This is a genomic window from Elusimicrobiota bacterium, from assembly GCA_016182905.1.
Classification (GTDB): Bacteria; Elusimicrobiota; Elusimicrobia; order UBA1565; family UBA9628; genus GWA2-66-18.
This window is the reverse complement of the sequence record JACPFR010000005.1, coordinates 145,650-162,331: the sequence shown is the minus strand read 5'-3', so window position 1 is coordinate 162,331 and position 16,682 is coordinate 145,650. Positions and strand designations below refer to the sequence as shown.

General features: G+C 70.3%; 14 protein-coding genes. 2 read left to right on the top strand and 12 right to left on the bottom strand.

The window, feature by feature from the left end; translation table 11 throughout:
• Positions 1–43 precede the first annotated feature (43 nt).
• The 12 genes from HYV14_02010 to HYV14_01955 all read right to left on the bottom strand — a co-directional run bounded on the left by HYV14_02010 (position 44) and on the right by HYV14_01955 (position 15,803).
• A complete protein-coding gene (locus tag HYV14_02010) occupies positions 44–3,691 on the bottom strand; it encodes a tetratricopeptide repeat protein (protein ID MBI2384766.1) in 3,648 nt (1,215 codons plus the stop codon).
• Positions 3,688–5,502 (bottom strand): hypothetical protein, encoded by a 1,815-nt coding sequence (locus HYV14_02005; protein MBI2384765.1) that lies wholly within the window; start codon positions 5,500–5,502, stop codon positions 3,688–3,690. Before HYV14_02005 ends, HYV14_02010 begins: the two co-directional genes overlap by 4 nt.
• The gene (locus tag HYV14_02000; protein ID MBI2384764.1) at positions 5,499–7,133 is read right to left on the bottom strand and encodes a glycosyltransferase family 2 protein; all 1,635 of its coding nucleotides are present in this window, start codon (positions 7,131–7,133) and stop codon (positions 5,499–5,501) included. Before HYV14_02000 ends, HYV14_02005 begins: the two co-directional genes overlap by 4 nt.
• A 52-nt stretch (positions 7,134–7,185) precedes the next feature.
• Positions 7,186–8,361 carry a UDP-N-acetylglucosamine 2-epimerase (non-hydrolyzing) gene (gene wecB, locus HYV14_01995; GenBank protein MBI2384763.1) on the bottom strand — a complete coding sequence of 392 codons (1,176 nt, stop codon included), beginning with the start codon at positions 8,359–8,361 and terminating at the stop codon, positions 7,186–7,188.
• Between the two features lie 12 nt (positions 8,362–8,373).
• The gene (locus tag HYV14_01990; protein ID MBI2384762.1) at positions 8,374–10,299 is read right to left on the bottom strand and encodes a glycosyl transferase family protein; all 1,926 of its coding nucleotides are present in this window, start codon (positions 10,297–10,299) and stop codon (positions 8,374–8,376) included.
• Positions 10,296–10,871, bottom strand: a complete 576-nt coding sequence (locus HYV14_01985) for a hypothetical protein (protein ID MBI2384761.1) — start codon at positions 10,869–10,871, stop codon at positions 10,296–10,298. Before HYV14_01985 ends, HYV14_01990 begins: the two co-directional genes overlap by 4 nt.
• Positions 10,872–11,254: 383 nt before the next feature.
• Positions 11,255–11,770, bottom strand: coding sequence for a tetratricopeptide repeat protein (locus HYV14_01980; protein MBI2384760.1), 516 nt, complete (start codon positions 11,768–11,770; stop codon positions 11,255–11,257).
• A 134-nt stretch (positions 11,771–11,904) separates the two neighbouring features.
• Positions 11,905–12,756, bottom strand: a complete 852-nt coding sequence (locus HYV14_01975; protein MBI2384759.1) for a tetratricopeptide repeat protein — start codon at positions 12,754–12,756, stop codon at positions 11,905–11,907.
• Positions 12,757–12,850: 94 nt separating this feature from the next.
• The gene (locus HYV14_01970; protein MBI2384758.1) at positions 12,851–14,185 is read right to left on the bottom strand and encodes a glutamine synthetase; all 1,335 of its coding nucleotides are present in this window, start codon (positions 14,183–14,185) and stop codon (positions 12,851–12,853) included.
• A complete protein-coding gene (locus tag HYV14_01965) occupies positions 14,182–14,376 on the bottom strand; it encodes a hypothetical protein (GenBank protein MBI2384757.1) in 195 nt (64 codons plus the stop codon). Before HYV14_01965 ends, HYV14_01970 begins: the two co-directional genes overlap by 4 nt.
• A gap of 27 nt (positions 14,377–14,403) precedes the next feature.
• Entirely contained in the window at positions 14,404–15,081 is a 678-nt protein-coding gene (locus HYV14_01960) for a PIG-L family deacetylase (protein MBI2384756.1), read from the bottom strand.
• On the bottom strand, positions 15,078–15,803 hold the full coding sequence (locus tag HYV14_01955; GenBank protein MBI2384755.1) for a WbqC family protein: 726 nt from the start codon (positions 15,801–15,803) through the stop codon (positions 15,078–15,080). The genes HYV14_01960 and HYV14_01955 overlap by 4 nt, the downstream gene beginning before the upstream one ends.
• Positions 15,804–16,003: 200 nt before the next feature.
• On the opposite strand from HYV14_01955, the gene HYV14_01950 reads away from it, so the two are divergent.
• Complete coding sequence (locus tag HYV14_01950; protein MBI2384754.1) at positions 16,004–16,429, top strand: hypothetical protein; 426 nt, start codon at positions 16,004–16,006, stop codon at positions 16,427–16,429.
• Between the two features lie 25 nt (positions 16,430–16,454).
• A complete protein-coding gene (locus HYV14_01945; GenBank protein ID MBI2384753.1) occupies positions 16,455–16,676 on the top strand; it encodes a hypothetical protein in 222 nt (73 codons plus the stop codon).
• Positions 16,677–16,682: the final 6 nt, after the last annotated feature.

Genomic DNA, 16,682 nt, shown 5'->3' with positions numbered 1-16,682 from the left:
GCCGGAGCGCCACGGACATCTGAGCCGTCCCGCGCGCCGGCGGCTAGAAGCTCACCGCGAGGGAGCCCTCGGCGCGCCGGCTGATGTAGGTCGGCGACTCCGAGTACTGGCCGCCGAGCCTCACGGCGACGGAATCGATCAGGCTGATCCCGAACCCCGCCCGCACGGAGTGGACGCGGCGGGAGCCCTCCGGCTGCAGGCCGTAGCCGCCCTCGTACAGGAGCAGCGCGTCCGCCCGGGCGCGGCCCGTGCGGGGGTTGATGGCGCCGAAAGTCTCCCGGAGGGTGACGACGCCCGAGTACTGGTTCAGGCGGCGCGGCGTGTAGTACTCGGGCCGGCTCGACTTCGCTTCGCCGTGGAAATAGGCGAAGCCGACGGACGCCCGCTCGGAGAATATCCTCGTCAGGCGCACGCGGACGTCCTGCTGAAGGTTCGAGTCGTTGTAGCGGTTCTGGTCGTAGTCCGCGTTGACCCGCCAGTTCAGCGCCGGGTCCCAGACGGCTCCGCCGCCGTTGGTGTGGAATCTCCGGGAGTTCCGGATCCCGGCCGCCGTCTCGACGTTGCTCAGCCCGTCGCGGACCGTCAGCTTCAGCGCCGGGACCGCCTGCCAGCCCGCGGCCAAGGAGTAGTTGTCGGCGGACCCCGTCGCGCCGCGCGAGAATTCCCGGCGGGCGTAGAAGCCGCCGAGCTCGAGCTCCGGCAGCGCGAACCAGCGCAGCGCCGCTCCGCCTTCGCGGCCGACGATGAGGGGCGTCGGGAGCGCGGGATCGCGCCTCTCGATGTACTCCCCTTGCCCCACCCAGCCCTCGAGCCTGACGGCCTTGACCACGCCGCCGCCGCGCAGGATCGCCTTCGACAGCTCGTTGCGGTCGCTGTCCGTGAGGTGCTGGACCTCGGCCGTCGCCGCCGGCGCGGCCGCGTGCTCCGCCTGCAGGAGCTGCGTCCGGGTGCGTTCGCCTCCGGGCCCCTCCTTGTCCGGCTCCAGCGCCGCCGCCTCGGAGAAGAGGTTGCGGGCGTAGGAGATGTCGCCGCCGCGCTGGTACGAGGCGGCCTTCTCCGCGAGGATGCGCGGCTCCGTGACGCCCTGCGCCTCCAGCTCGGCGAAGACCGCGTTCGCGCGGCCCAGCTGCTCCGCGCGGACCCACAGCTGCGCCTGCACCAGCTTCGCCTGGACGCGCGGGTCGCCGAGGGCGAGGTGGCCCGTGAGCGCCTCGGCCGTCATGTAGCGGGGCACCGAGAAGCGCTTCAGGTCCGTGGGGTTCGAGGACAGCGTGTTCATCCCCTGCTGGGCCTGGACGAAGGCCAGCCGGAAGTTCTTCTTCACGAGCGCCCGGTTGATGGCGGCCGATTCGGGGGTGTTCGAGTAGTCGTTCTGGCCGTAATCCCCGAACGGGAAGGCGAAAGCGACGACGCGGCGGCCGGGGACGATGGCCTCGACGCCGGCCTTCGCCTCCTCGAAGTCCCGGGCGACCCGGTCCTGATACTCGGACAGCGTCTCGAGACGGCCCTCTTCGCCGAGCCACTTGCGGTTGGGCAGGAAGTGCCCGCGTCGCCCGAAGGCGTCGAGGATCATCGGGTCATGGGCCTGCGACCCGTGGGCCTGGATCTCCCAGCGTCCCGTCGACGCCCACCGCGCGATGTCCTCCGCGCCGGCGTGGAAATAAGGCTTGCGCAGGCGGGAGACGTGCACGAACATCGTCGCGCGATATCCGGTCTCCCGGAGGACCGGGTCCGCGTTGTCGAAGGAGTCCGCGCGGCCGTCGTCGAAGGTGATCAGGATGGGCTTGGGGGGCAGGGCGGCCTTCCCCTGCATGGCCAGGGCGAGCTCCGAGGCGGTGATCGACTGATACCCCTTCTTCTTCAGGGCCCGCATCTGGGCGCGGAACGTCTCCACGGGGATGGAGTCCGTCCGGTGGGTCGGCGAGATCCCGTGGTACAGGAGCGCCGGTATCACCGTCCGCTCGTCCTTCGCCAGCCGGTCGAGTATGGGGCGCGCCTGGCTCAGGCGCCCCGAGTCGGCGAGCACGCGCGCCCGGTGCAGCTCCAGGTACGGGGAGACCGTGGGCGCGATCAGCGCCTCGATGCGCGCGATCTGCTTCAGCGAGCCGTCGAAATCCCCGTTCGCCTCCAGCGTGTACGAGAGGCCGTCGATGGCCCTGACGCTGTTCGGGTTGCGGCGGGTGATCTCCTCGTACGCGGCGGTGGCCGCGGCCCAATCGCCGATCGCCTCGAGGATCTCGGCTCTCATGTAGTACGCGTTGATCGAGACCGGGTCGACCACGATCGCGCGCTCGGCCGCCCACAGGGCCTTGGACGGGAGCTTCATCTCCGTGTAGATCCGGGACAGGGTCTCCCAGCCCGCGGGATCGCGCGGGGAGGCGGCGATCAGCTTCCGCTGCCATTCAACGGCGTCGTCCCAGCCCTGGCGGTTCACGGCGTCGTCCCGCAGGCGGCGCAGGGAATTGACGTCGGGGACCTCGCGCGCGCCCCGGGACTCCCACACGCCGACGGCGTCGTCGAAGCGGCCCATCTCGTAGAGCACCGTGGCGCGGTTCATGCGGTAGGTCTCGTTTTCGGGGTCGGCCTTGACGAGGCGGTCGAAGTAGTAGAGCGCCTCGTTGTAGCGCCTCGTCCCGGCGAGCAGCTCGGCCCAGCGGTATTGGACCGACCGGCTGTCCGGGAACCTGACGATGAGGTCGCGGAGGATGGCCATCGCCTCCTTCGCCCGGTGCAGCTGGAACAGGGCCTTCGCCAAGGTGAGCGAGGCGTCCTGGTCCTTGGGCGCGAGCTTCACGGTCTTCCGGGCGAGCTCCAGGGCGTTGTCGTAGTTCTGCCGCTCGAGTTCCAGGTTCGCCATGAAGCGCAGGAAAGCGGGGTTCTCGTCGTCGAGCTTCACCAAGGTCACGGCGATCTCCCACGCCGCGTCCAGGTTCCTTTCCCTCCAGTACGTCCAGCCGAGGTTCATCAGGGACTGCGCGTCCGTTTGGCCCCGCGTCAGGTTTCCCCACTCGCTCTTCGCCTCCGCCTGGCGCCCGATGTCGGAGAGGATGCGGGCGCGGCTGCGCCGGTAGGACGCGTTCTCCGGCTCCCGCGCGAGCAGGGCCTCGAGCGCGTCCAGGGCCTCCTTCTTGCGCCCCAGGTCGGACAAGAAGACCGCCCGGCGATAGGCCGCGGCCGCGTCGTCGGGCCGGCGCGCGAGGACCCCGTCGACGACCTTCAGAGCCTCCTTCTCTCTCCCGGCCCGGAACAGGGCGCGGGCCAGGACCAAGGACGCGTCGTGGTCCTGCGCGAAGAGCTTCAGGGCCCGGTTCATCAGGGAGATGGCGCGGTTGTAGTCCCCTTTCTCGATGCTCGTGTTCGCCATGAAGATCAGGAAGGCGCGGTTGCCGGGGTCGAGCTTGACGAGCGTGGCCGCGATCTTCCAGGCGTCGTCGATGCGGCGGGCGTGCCAGTAGGCCCAGCCGAGGTTCAGAAGGATGGTCGGCGAGCCCGGGTCCGCGCGCAGCTCGCGCTCGAGCACGGGGATCGCCTCGGGGTAGCGCTGCTCCGACATCAGCTGCGCCCCCCGGCTGGCGGCCACGACGGCGGGGGCGGGGACGGCGACGGGCGCGGCGGCCTGAGCCGACTCGGCGGCCCGGACGGGCCCGGGGACGGCCGCGGCCAGCGCCGCGAGGAGAATGAGATCGATCATGGCTGCACCGCCTCCAGAAGCTCAAGGGACTGACGGCTCTTCGCGGAGAGGCGCAGCACGCCGTCCGTCGCGAGCGCCAGGGCGCCCTCCGGGGCGCCGCCGCCGAGCAAGGTCACCCGCAGCTCCCCGCTCTGCGCGTGCAGGCCGTCGCGGAGCTTGCGCAGGAAGGCGAGAGTCTCGGGCCTCCCGGCCTGGTCCGGCCGCAGGCGGAGATTGAGGCCGGCCGCGCCCAGCTCGCGCGCCGCGCTGACCAGGCCGCCCGCCAGCCGGTCGGCGGCCCCGGCGTGGCCCAGAACCGACGCCCGGACCTCGGAGAAATCCGCCGTCGGCACGAGACGGCAGGCATAGAACCCGGCCATCGAGCGCACCAGCCCCCCCTGAGTCTCGTCGAGGAGCACGCCGCCGTCCGGCGCGACCGTGATCCAGCGCGGCGACAGGGCGCGGGCGTACGCCGCCTCGTCGCGCAGCGAGTCCAGGCGCGCCTCGTCGAACTCCCGGCGGACGTCGCCCTTGGACGTGACCCAGACCTCTCCCAGCGGCGCGGCGCGGACCGAGGTGAGGACCGCCAGCGAGTTCCGAGAGCGGGCGTCGTACACGCCGAGGAAGAGCTGGCCCCGGTCGACGCCGGGGTGGAGGCGCAGCGCGCGGCCGAACTGCATCCGGCCGTTGATGTAGACGAGCGCCGAGCCGCCCTTGACGACGAAGCGGACCCGGGCGGGCAGGCTGCCGTCGAGGATCGGGGTCCGAGCGAGCATGTTCACGGGCTTCGCCGGGCCCGCCTTCTGCTCCACGTACCACCAGCCGTCGCGCGCGCCGACGCGCACGAAGCCGCCGTCCTCGCGAAGGCGGGCGTAGGCCCAGAACTCCTTCTGATACCTCTTCAGGACGAACTCCACGGTGGCGTCGCGCCATTTCTCCGTCCCTCTCAGGAAGACGCCGGCGCTCGTGTGCCTCGGGGTCGGCAGCAGCGCCAGGCGCCGGTGCCCCATCGAGACGACGCCCCACCCCGCGATCCAGTCGGTGCCCGTGCCGTCCGCGCGGAAATCCTCGGTCAGCTCCGCTGCGCGGGGCCAGGTCTTCTGGACGATGAGGGCGTTGTCGGCCGGCGCGCGGTCCGCGCGGAGCGCGAGAAGGCGCAGCGCGCGCGGATCGTCGCGGCGGTCGTTGAGCCCCATCTCCGAGGCCGTGAAGCGCAGCGGGTACAGGGCCTGGTCGTTCGCCTCGGGCGGGGCGCCCGCCTGCGCGAGGAGCGCGCGTCCGCCGAGCGCCGCCGCGGCCGCGTCCGGCGCGTCCTTCGCCGTCCAGCCGAGATCCCAGGCTCCGCCCAGCCGCATCTGGGAGACGGCGTGGCGGGTCAGGTGCTGGCGATGCTCCCCGCCGGCCTCCTCCGCCGTCTTCTGGATGAACGCGACCCCGCGCATGCCCAGCCGCTTGAGCACGCGGTCGGTCAGCTCGTAGCCGCGCGGCTCGTTCTCGGCGAAGGCGATCAGCAGCGCCTTCGGCGGCAGCGCGGCGCCCCGGGAGTAGAGCGCCTCGACGTCGGCGAGCCCGATCGCCGTGTGGCCCGACTTCTTCAGCGGGAGCAGGATCGCCTCGAGGTCCGCGGCGGATATCACGAACCTCTCGCGGTCGCGCCGCACGCGCGGGATCAGGATCGCGACGAATTGGGACTCGGTCCTCGCCTCCGCCGCGACGGAGCGGGGGGCGTGATACGTGCGCCGCACGAACGCCCGGCCGTGAAGGCCCCAGAACAGGGCGAAGCCGGCGCAGCCGAAGATCGCCAGCCAGGCGAAGGCGTATGATTTTTTCATCGCGTGCCCCAGTGGTTCTTGCGCACCGTCAGGAGCGCGTAGTAGGTCTGAGGCCCGGTGATGAACAGGGCGCTCGCCATCCACAGCATGCCCAGCAGCCAGTGAGGGCTCGGACGCCGATGGAGGAAGTAGAGGGATTGGAGGAAGCCGATGAGGAGCAGGCCGACCAGATAAGGGAGGAGCATCGAGGATTCGCCGTGCGCGGCCAGGTAGGCCACGCGCGCGGCCATCGCCGGCGAGGCGACGCTGATGATCGACGAGGCGTAGAACGAGGCCGCCGCGACGGGGTGCTTCTTGTACATGAAGCGCCCCGCGATCAAGGTCTCCCGCAGCCAGGACTTCTTCCAGCGCAGCTGCTGGCGCAGGTATTGGCCCCACGTCTCCGGCACCAAGGTCGACGCGACGGCGAGGTCGTTGTAGATCACCCGGTACTTGCGCAGGATGAAGTTCGTCAGGCTGCGGTCGTCGCCGAAGGTCGCCTCGGCGCCCAGGAAGCGCTGGTTGAGCCAGGGGTCGAGTATCTCCAGGACGTATTTCCGCCGGTAGGCCGAGAGGCACCCCGGGCAGCAGGTCACGGCGGCGTAAAACCCCTCCGAGGCCTTCAGCAGGCGGAAGGAGACGTAATAACGGATCTCCTGCAGCCCGGTCAGCGCGTTGACGTTGCAGTTCTCGACCTCGGTGTAGCCCGCCGAGGCCCCGAGCGTCGGGTCCTCGAAGCCGCAGACGATGTGGCGCAGCGCGTCGCGGAAAAGGAAGGTGTCCGAGTCCACGAAGGTGATGATCTCGCCCTTGGCGTGGCGCACCCCCTGGGCCATCGCGGCGCGCTTCCCGGTGGGCGGCTGGGTGAAGACCTGGAGCGCCGGGAACCTCTTCTGGAGCTCGCGGAGCACGCGCAGCGTGCCGTCGGTCGAGCCGTCGTTGACGACGAGGATCTCCCGCTTGTCCGACGGATAGTCCGTCTCGAAGCAGGTCTCCACGGTGCGGGTGATCGCGTTCTCCTCGTTGCGCACGGAGATGACGATGCTGACGCTGGGAGTGTAGCTGCCCAGGACCGGCGCGCGATGGCGCCAGGAGATCCAGAAGCGCGAGAGGAGGTACAGCGCCACGGTCAGGCTGTAGACGTAGAAGACCGGCGCATACCAGAAGAAATCGAGACTCTGCCATTTGCTCCAGACGAGCGCCGCCAGGACGAGTCCGATGAGCACGGCGATCTTCCTCTGATAAGAGGCGACCGCCCCGGCCACGAGCTCGGGCAAGGGGCGGTCCCACTTCAGGACGAGCTCGCAGGCGTGCTGGCCCTTGGACTTCACCTTGCGCGCGGCGGTCACGCGGCCGCGGAGCTCGCAGGGCAGCCCCCTGAAGAAGGGCGAGATCGACTTGGAGAGATGCATCCGGATGCGCACGGCCGTGCCGATCGCGAGCGGCCGGCTGACCGTCACGCAGAGACCGGCCTGATCGTGATCCCTCGCCTCCCCGGTCAAGGTGGCGGACCGCAGGAGGCCGCCGGAGGAGACGACCGTCACGGGGAAGCGCTCGCTCGTCCGGGCGTGCCGCCGCTTCTCCCTGAATCCCGCAGCCTGGACCGGCTGAGACGTCTCCGGCTCCTGGTGCGTCTGTGTCTGCGGATTCATGGGCGTAGTATATTCGTCGCGCCGAGCGCGTGGCCATGGAGGCGGGGTGAAGTCATTTTGTCGCCCTCGTGACGGGCTCGAAACCCGCCGGGCGCCGTCGGGCGAGGCCGAGATAATGACGCACGCTCCCGACGATGCGCTCGCTCGCCCGTCCGTCCCCGAAGATCCCCGCGCCTCCCGACATCGACGCGTGATGCGCCTCGTCGCGCAGCAGGCGCGAGGCCGCGCGGACGACGTCCCGCGTCCGCGTGCCGGCGAGGACGGCCGCGCCGGCGCTGACCGCCTCGGGCCTCTCGGTCACCTTGCGCAGGACCACGACGGGCTTGCCGAGCGACGGCGCCTCCTCCTGGAGCCCCCCCGAGTCCGTCAGCACGAAGGAGCTCATGCGCATGAGCTCGATCAGGTCGAAGTAGTCGAGCGCGGGGAGGAGGTGCGCGCGCGGGTGGCGCAGGCGGCGACGCACGACGTCCGCGACCTTGGGGTTCATGTGGACCGGGTAGAACAGATGCAGGCGCGGATGCCTCTCGACCAGGATCCGGAACGCCTCGCACAGCGACTCGAGGGGACGGCCGAAGTTCTCCCGGCGATGGGTCGTGACGACGACCGCCTTGTCGCCGTCGCGCATCGCGGCGACGGCGCTCCGGAGCTCGGGCGCGGCGAAGCCCCGCGTCCCCGCGCCATCGTGCAGCAAGGCGTCCACCACGGTGTTGCCGGTCTGGACGATGTTCGCCCGGGGGATCCCCTCGGCGAGCAGGTTCTCGAGGGCGGCCCGGGTCGGGACGAAATGCAGGTCGCTGAGGCGCGAGATCATGACGCGATTGGTCTCCTCGGGATACGGATTGCCGCGGTCGAAGGACCGCAGGCCCGCCTCGACGTGACCGACGGGCACGCGCTCGTAGAACGCGGCCAGCGCGGTGACGAAGGCCGTCGTCGTGTCTCCCTGGACGAGGACGAAGTCGGGGCGCAGGCGCCGCAGCACCTCCTGCAGGCGCGGCAGCGCGCGCGCGGAGAAGCCGTTGAGATCCTGGTTCGCCTGCATCAGGTCCAGGTCGAAATCCGGACGCAGGCCGAAGTTCGCGAGCATGCGGTCCAGCATCTGCCGGTGCTGGGCGGTCACGCACAGGCGGGTCGTCAGGTCCGTCCGCGCGCGGAGCGCGCGGACGACGGGCGCGAGCTTGATGGCCTCGGGCCGGGTCCCGAACACGGCGAGGATGACGGGCTTATTCACGGTGTCTCCTGTTCAATGAAGCGTCCCCTCCGGCGCGCGCGCGGGGACCGCCGCGCCGTGGGGGTGCCGGTGCACGGGCAGGCCCTCGCGCTCGCGGGCCTCGCGCGCGCGGTCGATGACCTCGACGATGGCGCGGCGCCCGGCCAGCACGAGCCGGTAAGGGTGAGGGAAGTTCGCGTCGAGCCAGCCCTTCATCCGCTCGTCGTTTATCACGGCGGCGGCGATGACGACCGGCCGCGCGCGCCCGTCGGCGACGACCATCAGGTGCTCGCGGCAGGCGCACTCGCTGATGAGGTCCAGGTCCTCCCGCCTCAGGCGCGCGTGATCCAGCCTCACCGCCTCCACCTTCAGCTGGCCCGCCAGCGTCTCGACGATCTCGCTCTCCCGCGCGAAGCCGCTGTCGACGAGGATGTCGCCCAGGCGCTTGCCCGACTCCTTCTGGGACCGGAGCGCCTCGGACAGATGGGACAGCGTGATGCGCCGCTGCTCGAGAAGGAGGTCCCCGAGCTTGCGCTTGTAGCCCAGGAGCTGCGCCTCGCTCGGGAAGGCGTGCGCCGTCTTCGCCCAGACCAGCTTCTCGCCGGTCAGGCGGTTGCGGACGAAGATGTGCGTCGCGCGGGCGACCGCGCAGAAGTTGATGACGTTCCCCCAGATGATCCGGGGCAGGGAGAGCCACGCCTGCTTCCAGGAGGAGATCCGAGCGTCGCACGCGACCCGCTGCGCGCAGCGGTTGAACAGGAGGAGCGCGTCGACGAGGATCACCTTCCAGACCCAGCCGTCGGCCGGGATGAACCGGATCCGTTCCGGATCGGCGCCGGCCGGGTCCCAGTAGGGGCCGACGGCGGCCTCGAGGAGCAGGAGGTAGCCGAGTATGTTGACCGAGTTGGTCAGCAGCGCCTTGCGGTCGCGCCAGATCATGTAGCGCAGCGGCAGGTCCCCCTCCCAGCCGCGCTGCTGCCAGCCGTGGAAGACGATGCCGAGCGTCCAGCGCGCCTTCTGACGGACGGCGTCCGAGAAGTTCGAGGGGAAATACTCCCTCGTCCCCACGAGCTCGCGCACGACCCGCAGCTTCGCGCCCTCGACGCGCGTCCGCTCGACGGTGAACTGCAGCAGCATCGAGCGCTCGCCGATGGCCTTCAGGCGGAACGCGAGGTCGTAGTCTTCCGTGAAGGTCCCGACGTTGAAGACCTGGTTGTTGTGCTTGAGGGCCAGCCGCTCGATGGCCGCGCGGGAGAAGCCGGTGCCCACGCCCGCCGAGGGGACCATGCCGCTCAGGCGCTCGCGCACCACCATGTCCTTGAGATGGGACTCGGCGAACTCGTCGAGGTAGGTCCCGGCCGTCATCTCGCCGGCGGCCGACTCGAAGGGGATCACCGGCAGCTGGACCATGGCGACCTCGGGGATCCAGCGGTTCATCAGCTTGAGGGAGAGCGGATGGACGAGGTCCTCGGAGTCGTGCAGCATGAGGATGCCGATGCGCTTGCCCGTCGCCTTGTCGTAATGGCGGATCCCCTCGATGATCCAGTTCAGGCAGTCGGCCTTGTTGGTCGGCCCGTCGTGCGGGCAGACGATCCGGTGCACGCGGGGGTCCGACTCGGCGACCGCCGCGACGGCGTGCATGGTCGCCTCGTCGTTCGGATAGGTGCCGATGAAGATGTCGTAGTTCCCGTATTCCACGGTGCCGAGGGTATTGCGCAGCATGTGTCCGATGACCGCGTCCTCGTGCCACGCGGGGATCATGATCGCGATGCCCTGCTCGGGCAGGGCGCGGAGATCCGCCTCCGTGACCTCCTCGGTCCGCGAGCGGGAGAAGCGCCGCCGCAGCTGGGAGCCGTAGTAGCAGACGTCGATGAACAGGTCGTCGAGGCCGCTGACGAGGATGGCGACCGCCGAGAAGCTCGTCAGGGCGACCAGCACGGCGCCGAAGTCGATCGTCACCAGACGGGCCTCCGCCGGCGCGTCGGCTCGAACGCGCCGGCGTCGGGGCGGCGGGTGAAATGAGCCGAATACACGAGCATCAGGCGGAATTCGTCGTAATGCGCGGGGTAGGGGTTCGGATCGCGCCCTTCGATCCCGGTGTAGGCGCCGCGCAGATACTCGGCGCGGACGTTCAGGTTGACCCGCGTCGAGGGCTGGAGCTCGACGCCCGCGCCCGCCTCGACGAGGTTGTTGAAGAAATCCCGGTTCGCGTCCTTGTGCGCGTTCACGGGGGCGTAGACGGTCAGCGCGGTGCGCAGTCCCGGATGGAAGCGGAGGCCGCCGCGCAGGCGCAGCGTCCCGATGACGTTGTCGCGGTAGCGGCCGTACCAGCCGAGGGTGAGTCCCGCGTCGGAGAAGAGCCGGCCGGGACCCTTCCAATACCGGTAATCGGCGAGGACGGCGCGGCCGTCGGTCTGCGTGCGGTCCGGATGCTCGTCGCTGAGCATCAGGTTGACCGTCACCCCCCACTCCGCCGACAGGCTCGTGTTCCAGCCGCGAGGCTGTAGCCGGAGCCCCGGGGCGAACGACACGGCGTCGTCCGCGTAGATCTCGGGGGCCGCGCCGCTGCGCGAGCGCGAGTCCTGGGCGCCGCGGACGGCGAAGTAGACGGACAGGGGCCCGTACGGATCCGGCTTCCAGCCGGCCCGCGCGTCCAGCGAGACGATCTTGTTGGGGAAGCGGGACGCGCTCCAGGCCGCCGCCTCGATGTCGAGGTACAGAGGGTCCGTGCGGCCGCGGTAGCCGGCCAGCGCCCTGCGCGCCGCGGACCGGTCTGGTAGTCACGGGGCTCCAGGCGCCGCACGCCCTCGAGGCGCGCCGCCGCCGCGGACTTGTCCCCGTCGGCGAGGCTCATGTAGCCCAGCTGCTTGGCGATCAGGGTCCGCCCCGGATCGGCGCGCAGGGCCATCGTGAACTACTCGCGGGCGGCCGCGGCGTCGGCGCGGCGGAGATGCGCGTAGCCTTCGTTCGAAAGGGCCTCGCCGCCGTCGGCGCCCGAGGGGCCGGCCGCGAGGCCGGCCAGCGCGGCGCGGGCCTGTTCCTGGAACTCGCCGGGCTCCTTGGCGGCGAGAGCGAACTCGTCCGCGGCCGCGGCCCGGTCGCCGAGGGCCTGGCGCGCGTAGCCGAGCTCCATGCGCAGGCGCGCGTCCGAGGGCGCGCCGTCGAGGAGCTCGCCGAGCAGGGCGACGGCCTCCTTCCATTCCTTCTTGCGCAGGTGAAGGTAGGCGAGCTCGTGCCGCGCCAGCCGGGCGGCGGGATCGGCGCGCGGCACGCTCGCGAGGAGCGCCGCCGCGTCCTCCGCCCGGCCCTCGCGCAGGGCGGCGTACGCCCGGTCGACGTCCGCGGACGGCGCCTCGCCGGCCGCCGGCCCGGCGCCGCTCGCGAGGATGAAGATCAGCAGGCCGATCCGGCACTCGGAGGGGATCTTCACGAGGCGAAGATATCGCTTCCCCGCCCGCGTTCCCATCGCCGCGGCGTCAAACAATTATTGAGGAAATGTCGGCGGGAAAAAAGAGAGGCCGGCCCGGCGCGGAGCCGGACCGGCCGTGAGAACGGGACGAGGCGCTACAGGGACGAGGCCGGAGCGGGCTTCGGCGCGCCGCCGGACGCCTGCAGCGCGGTCTGGGCCGCGTCGTGGATCCTCGCGTCGGTGCTGTCGAGCGCCGCGGAGAACGCCTGACGGGCCTGCTCCTTCTTCTTCAGGCGCTCGTACGTGTAGCCGAGCTGCAGCACGACGAGGTAGTCGTTCGGGCGCAGCGCGCGGACCGCCTCGAAGTCGGCCGCGGCCTCGGCGAACCGGCCCGCCTCGAAGTTGAGGAACCCGAGCTGCTTGCGGGCCGCCTCGTCCTTGGGATCGGCGGCGAGGACGGCCGCGAACTCCTTGCGGGCCGCCGCCTTCGCTCCCCGGTTCAAGGCCGCGTAGCCGCGCTCCATCGCCCGCCGGCGCTTCGCTTCGGACGGGTCCCCCGCCGCGAGGAGGCGATGGATCTCCGTCGAGGCGCCCTGGGCCGCCTCCTGGAACTCGCCGGGCTTCGCCGCGACGACCCGGAACTGCTCGTCCGCCTCCGCGTAGCGCTTGCGCGCCTGCTGCACGTAGCCCAGGTCCATGCGCAGCCGCATGTTCTCCGGGTCCTGCGCCGACGCGGCCGACAGGCGCTCGGCCGCGGGGCCGTACTGCTTCAGGCTCGCGTGCAGATAGCCGGCCTCGGTCAGGGCGGCGTGATCGCGGGGGTCCTTCTGCAGTATGGCGTTGAACGCCGCCAGGGCCTGCGTGTCCCGCTTCTGCTCCTTGAGCTTATAGGCGCGTTCGAACTGGGCTTTATGAGGCGACCGCGGCGCGGCGCCCTCTTGGCTTCCGGCGCTCGCGGCGGACAGCACGGCCGCGGACATCATGACGGCGACATAGATCTGGCGCATATTCTTCTCCTTTGCGGCTAGAGCGGCAGGCAACGGTAACAGAAACGCCCGCGCTCGCCCATGGAGGCAGCGTCACGGTTCGGTGTAGGAAATGTCACCCTCCGAGGGTCGCGTCCACGCCCAGGGCGCTTCCGAACTGGTCGGTTCGCGTCAGCTCCCACGGGTGCGGCCGCGAGCGGAGTGGAAGGATGTGGCGCGTCCACCGGTCCTTGATCCAGGCGTCGAGCAGGAGGTCGGTGAAGGCCCCCCCCGCCGTCAGGAAGGCGCGGTCGGCGTCGAGGCCGTCGAGCGCCGACTCGAGGCAATGCGGCACCCTCGTGCCCGCCGGCCGGTCGCCGTCCACAGGGGGCACGAGCCCCCGCTCGACGCCGTCGAGCCCCGCCAGGATGACCGCCGCCAGCGCCAGGTACGGGTTCGCCGTGGAGTCGGGGCAGCAGAACTTGACCCGCCGCGCGCCCGCCGCGGCCGTGCGGGCGGGGATGCGGCAGGCCGCCGCCCGGTCGATCGTCGAGACGATGGGCTCGACCGGGCCGGAGAATCCCGGGATCAGGCGGCGGTAGGAGTTGGTCGTCGGCGCGCACAGCGCCGTCAGCGCGGGCAGATGCGCCAGGAGCCCTCCGGCGAAGGCGCGGCATGTCGGGCTGGTCAGCGCCCAGCCCCGCTCGTCGTGGAACTGGTTCTCGCCCCCCCTCCACATCGCCGCGTGGACGGGCATGCCGGGCGTGCCGCCGCCGGGGACCGGACGCGGCAGGAACGAAGCCGTGAGCGAGCGCTCGCGCGCGAGGTTCGCCGCCAGCTGGCGATAGAGCATCACCTGATCCGCCATCTTCAGCGGCGCGCCCGCGCGCATCTGCACCCGGCCCTGCCCGGAGGCCGGGCCGGTCCGGAACCAGTCGACCCGGATGCCGGCGTCGCCGAGCGCCAGCGCGAGCCGGGCCAGGAAGTCCCAGACGACGCTCTCCGCCGCGGGAAGGCCGCCGGGCTCGAGGAGGAGGAACTCCGGCTCGACGCCCATCACCAGCGCGCCGTCGAGCCGCTCCTCCGCGACGCCCAGCGCGCGGGCGAGGACGTGCCTCGGCTCGAGCTCCAGCGGGCCGCGGCCGCCGGGCTCGAAGACGTCGCAGAACATGACGAGGCGGGGCGCGTCCGCCGCGGCGTCGACGTAGACCGCGTCCAGCCGCGGCATGAGCCGCATCAGCCCGTCCCAGCTCCCCCCGATGGGCTGCCCGTCGAGGGGCAGCCCGCGGGAGAAGAGACCCTCGTTCACCGCGTCCGCGGGCATCATGATCCGCCAGAGCCGGCCCTCGATGTCGGTGAAGCGGAATTCGGCGAAACGAAGCCCGCGCGACGAGATCAGCCGGCTCAGCGCGGCGAAGTCGGCGGGCGGGGCGCCCGCGGGCGGAGCGTCCCGCAAGACGGCCTCGATCACGGCGTGAACCGCCGCGGCAGCGCCGTCACCAGGCGGTCGTCGCCGTCGCCGGCCCGGGGATGACGCGTCTCCTTTCGCCATTTCCTTATCCGTTCGCTCCGGAGGCGCTGACGCCTCTCGTGTCCGCTCTCCAGCTCATACTCGCCCGCCGCGCGGCGGTCGCCGACGCCCGTGTTCTCCTCGTAGTTCATGGCCCCTCCTCGATCCTGCGCGCAAGTCTAATTGACTTTCATGCGGATGATTTCCACGCCCTCGGCGTACTTCACGCCCACGATCTTTCCCATGTTCCCGTCGACCTCGCGGTAGCGCTCGGTGTTCAGGCCGCGCGCGTCGAACTGGCTCGAATGGACTCGGATCGCCCGCATCTTCTCCTCGATCGTGTCCGAGATGTCGATGTAGGCGTGCGGATAGAAGGCGATGTTCACGGCGTGGCAGCTCGTCGGAGAGTAGCAGAAGATGTCGAAGTAACGCAGCCGCTGGCTGGCCATGCAGGCCTCGTAGACCAGCTTGTGGTCGAGATGCAGGTTCGCCAGGCAATGGCAGAACATCGCCGCCGGCTCGAGTTCCTTGACGAGGGCGTCGATCATGCCGACCAGCTGATGCGTCTTGAGGTCCTCGACCCGGCAGCACTTGTTGGGCGTCAGGAAACGGACCTCGCACCCGAGTATCTCGGCCGCCTTCATCGCCTCGAGGCGGCGCGAGCGCAGGCTGCTGGGTATGCTCACCACCACCATCACGACGCGGGCGCCGGCACGGCTCAGGCGGGCCAAAGTGCCGCCGCAGCCGAGCTCGAGGTCGTCGGGATGGGCGCCGACCGCGATCACGGTCTGGCCCGCGTACTTGCTCAAGAGATCGGCCCGCCCGGGCGCCGCCCGCTCCAGGACGCTCACGGTCATACGAGGACCCCCCCGCGGACCCGTTCCCCGCGCAGGATCTGAGCGCTCCGGGACCCGCAATTGAACAGCAGATCGAACGTCGACAGGTTCGGGATGAAGACCTCGCTGGACGGATGCTGCCGGTAGCGCGGATGCTCGAATTCCTGCCAGTGCACGCGTATCCCCGCCCGCTCGAACGCGTCCACGTCCAGATAGCCCCGCGAGGCCCCGTCCCCGGCGAGGTAGGCCGTCGCCCCGGTCTCCCGGCACATATTGAGGACCAGGTCGGATTTCGAGCCCGCGACGGCGAGGGTGGAGCTGCGCACCATCGGCGTGCGGATCTCGAGAGCCTCGCGGCAGAACTCGATGAGCCGTCCGTTGAGGCCGCTCAGGAGCTCCCAGCGCGTCTCGAAGATCTCGGCGAGGGCGGGCTCGTAGTCCCGGAAGTGCGGCGCCGACTGGTAGGCGTACTTGAGGGTGAGGAACATCTTGCGGCTCCACCGGAAGCGGCCGGAGCGGCTGTTGTCGATGCGCTTGTCCATGATGCGCTCGGACCGGGACTCCTGGACGACCGGCACCGTGATCCAGCGCTCACCCGCTCCCGTCTTGATCCGCACGCGGTTCTGGTAGCTCTGCCGCTCCATCTGGACGTGATCGACGACGATGAAGAGGTCGGCCTTGCTCATCTTGTCGAAATATCCGAGCCACGGGATGAAATTCGGTTGATGCGCCGCGACGATCATGCCGGCCTCCCTGCGACTGACGGCTTCGAACGCTGACCAAGTTTAGTCGACCCTCGCCCGCAAAACCATTGCGAGGGTGAAACAGTAATTTGATGCCGCGATGTGGACCGCGGGACGCGCCGGGCAAATTCTTGTTACGCGGTCACTATGGGCGGGACGCGTTCCGGGACCTACAATGAGTCAGCGTCAAGGAGGATCCGATGCGCACCCCAGGAAAGACCCAGTACAACGTCGAGTTCCCCAGCGATCCCGTCGTGAACGAGCGGCTGAACCGGCTCCTCGCCAAGACGAAGGTGGACATGAAGTCCGTCGTCACCACCTGCGTCGGCGCGCGGACCTTGGTCCAGTTCCTCGCGCCGAAGAGCGAGGCGCTCCGAGAGGAGCTGAAGAAGCTGGGCGTCTCCGTGCGCGAGGAGCTCATCTTCCAGTTCGAGATGCCGCACCATCATTGGGAGCTGCACAAGCTGGCGAAGTCCCTGGCGACCGAGGGCATCAACATCCTGTCCCTCTACAGCAACGTCGAAGGCGAGCAGATGCGGATCGTGCTCGCCGTGGATCAGCCCGCGAACGCGATGGCGATCATCGAGAAGCTCGGCTTCGATCCGGATTACGCGATCTACGATTGACGGACTTTATAAAGGAGGAGGCCCCATGCAGCGAACGAACACGGCGCGCTACAACATCGTGGTGAAGAACCGCCCTGGAGAGCTGGCGAAGCTGACCAAGCTGCTGTCCGACGCGGGCATGAACGTCAGCGGCCTGATGATCGCGAACCTCGGCGACAGGTCCTCCATCCAGTTCGCGGCACCGCGGGACAACGGGCGCCGGCACGGGCTCCGCCGGACGGGCGTGAAGACCTCCGCCGCCGGCTGAGGCGCG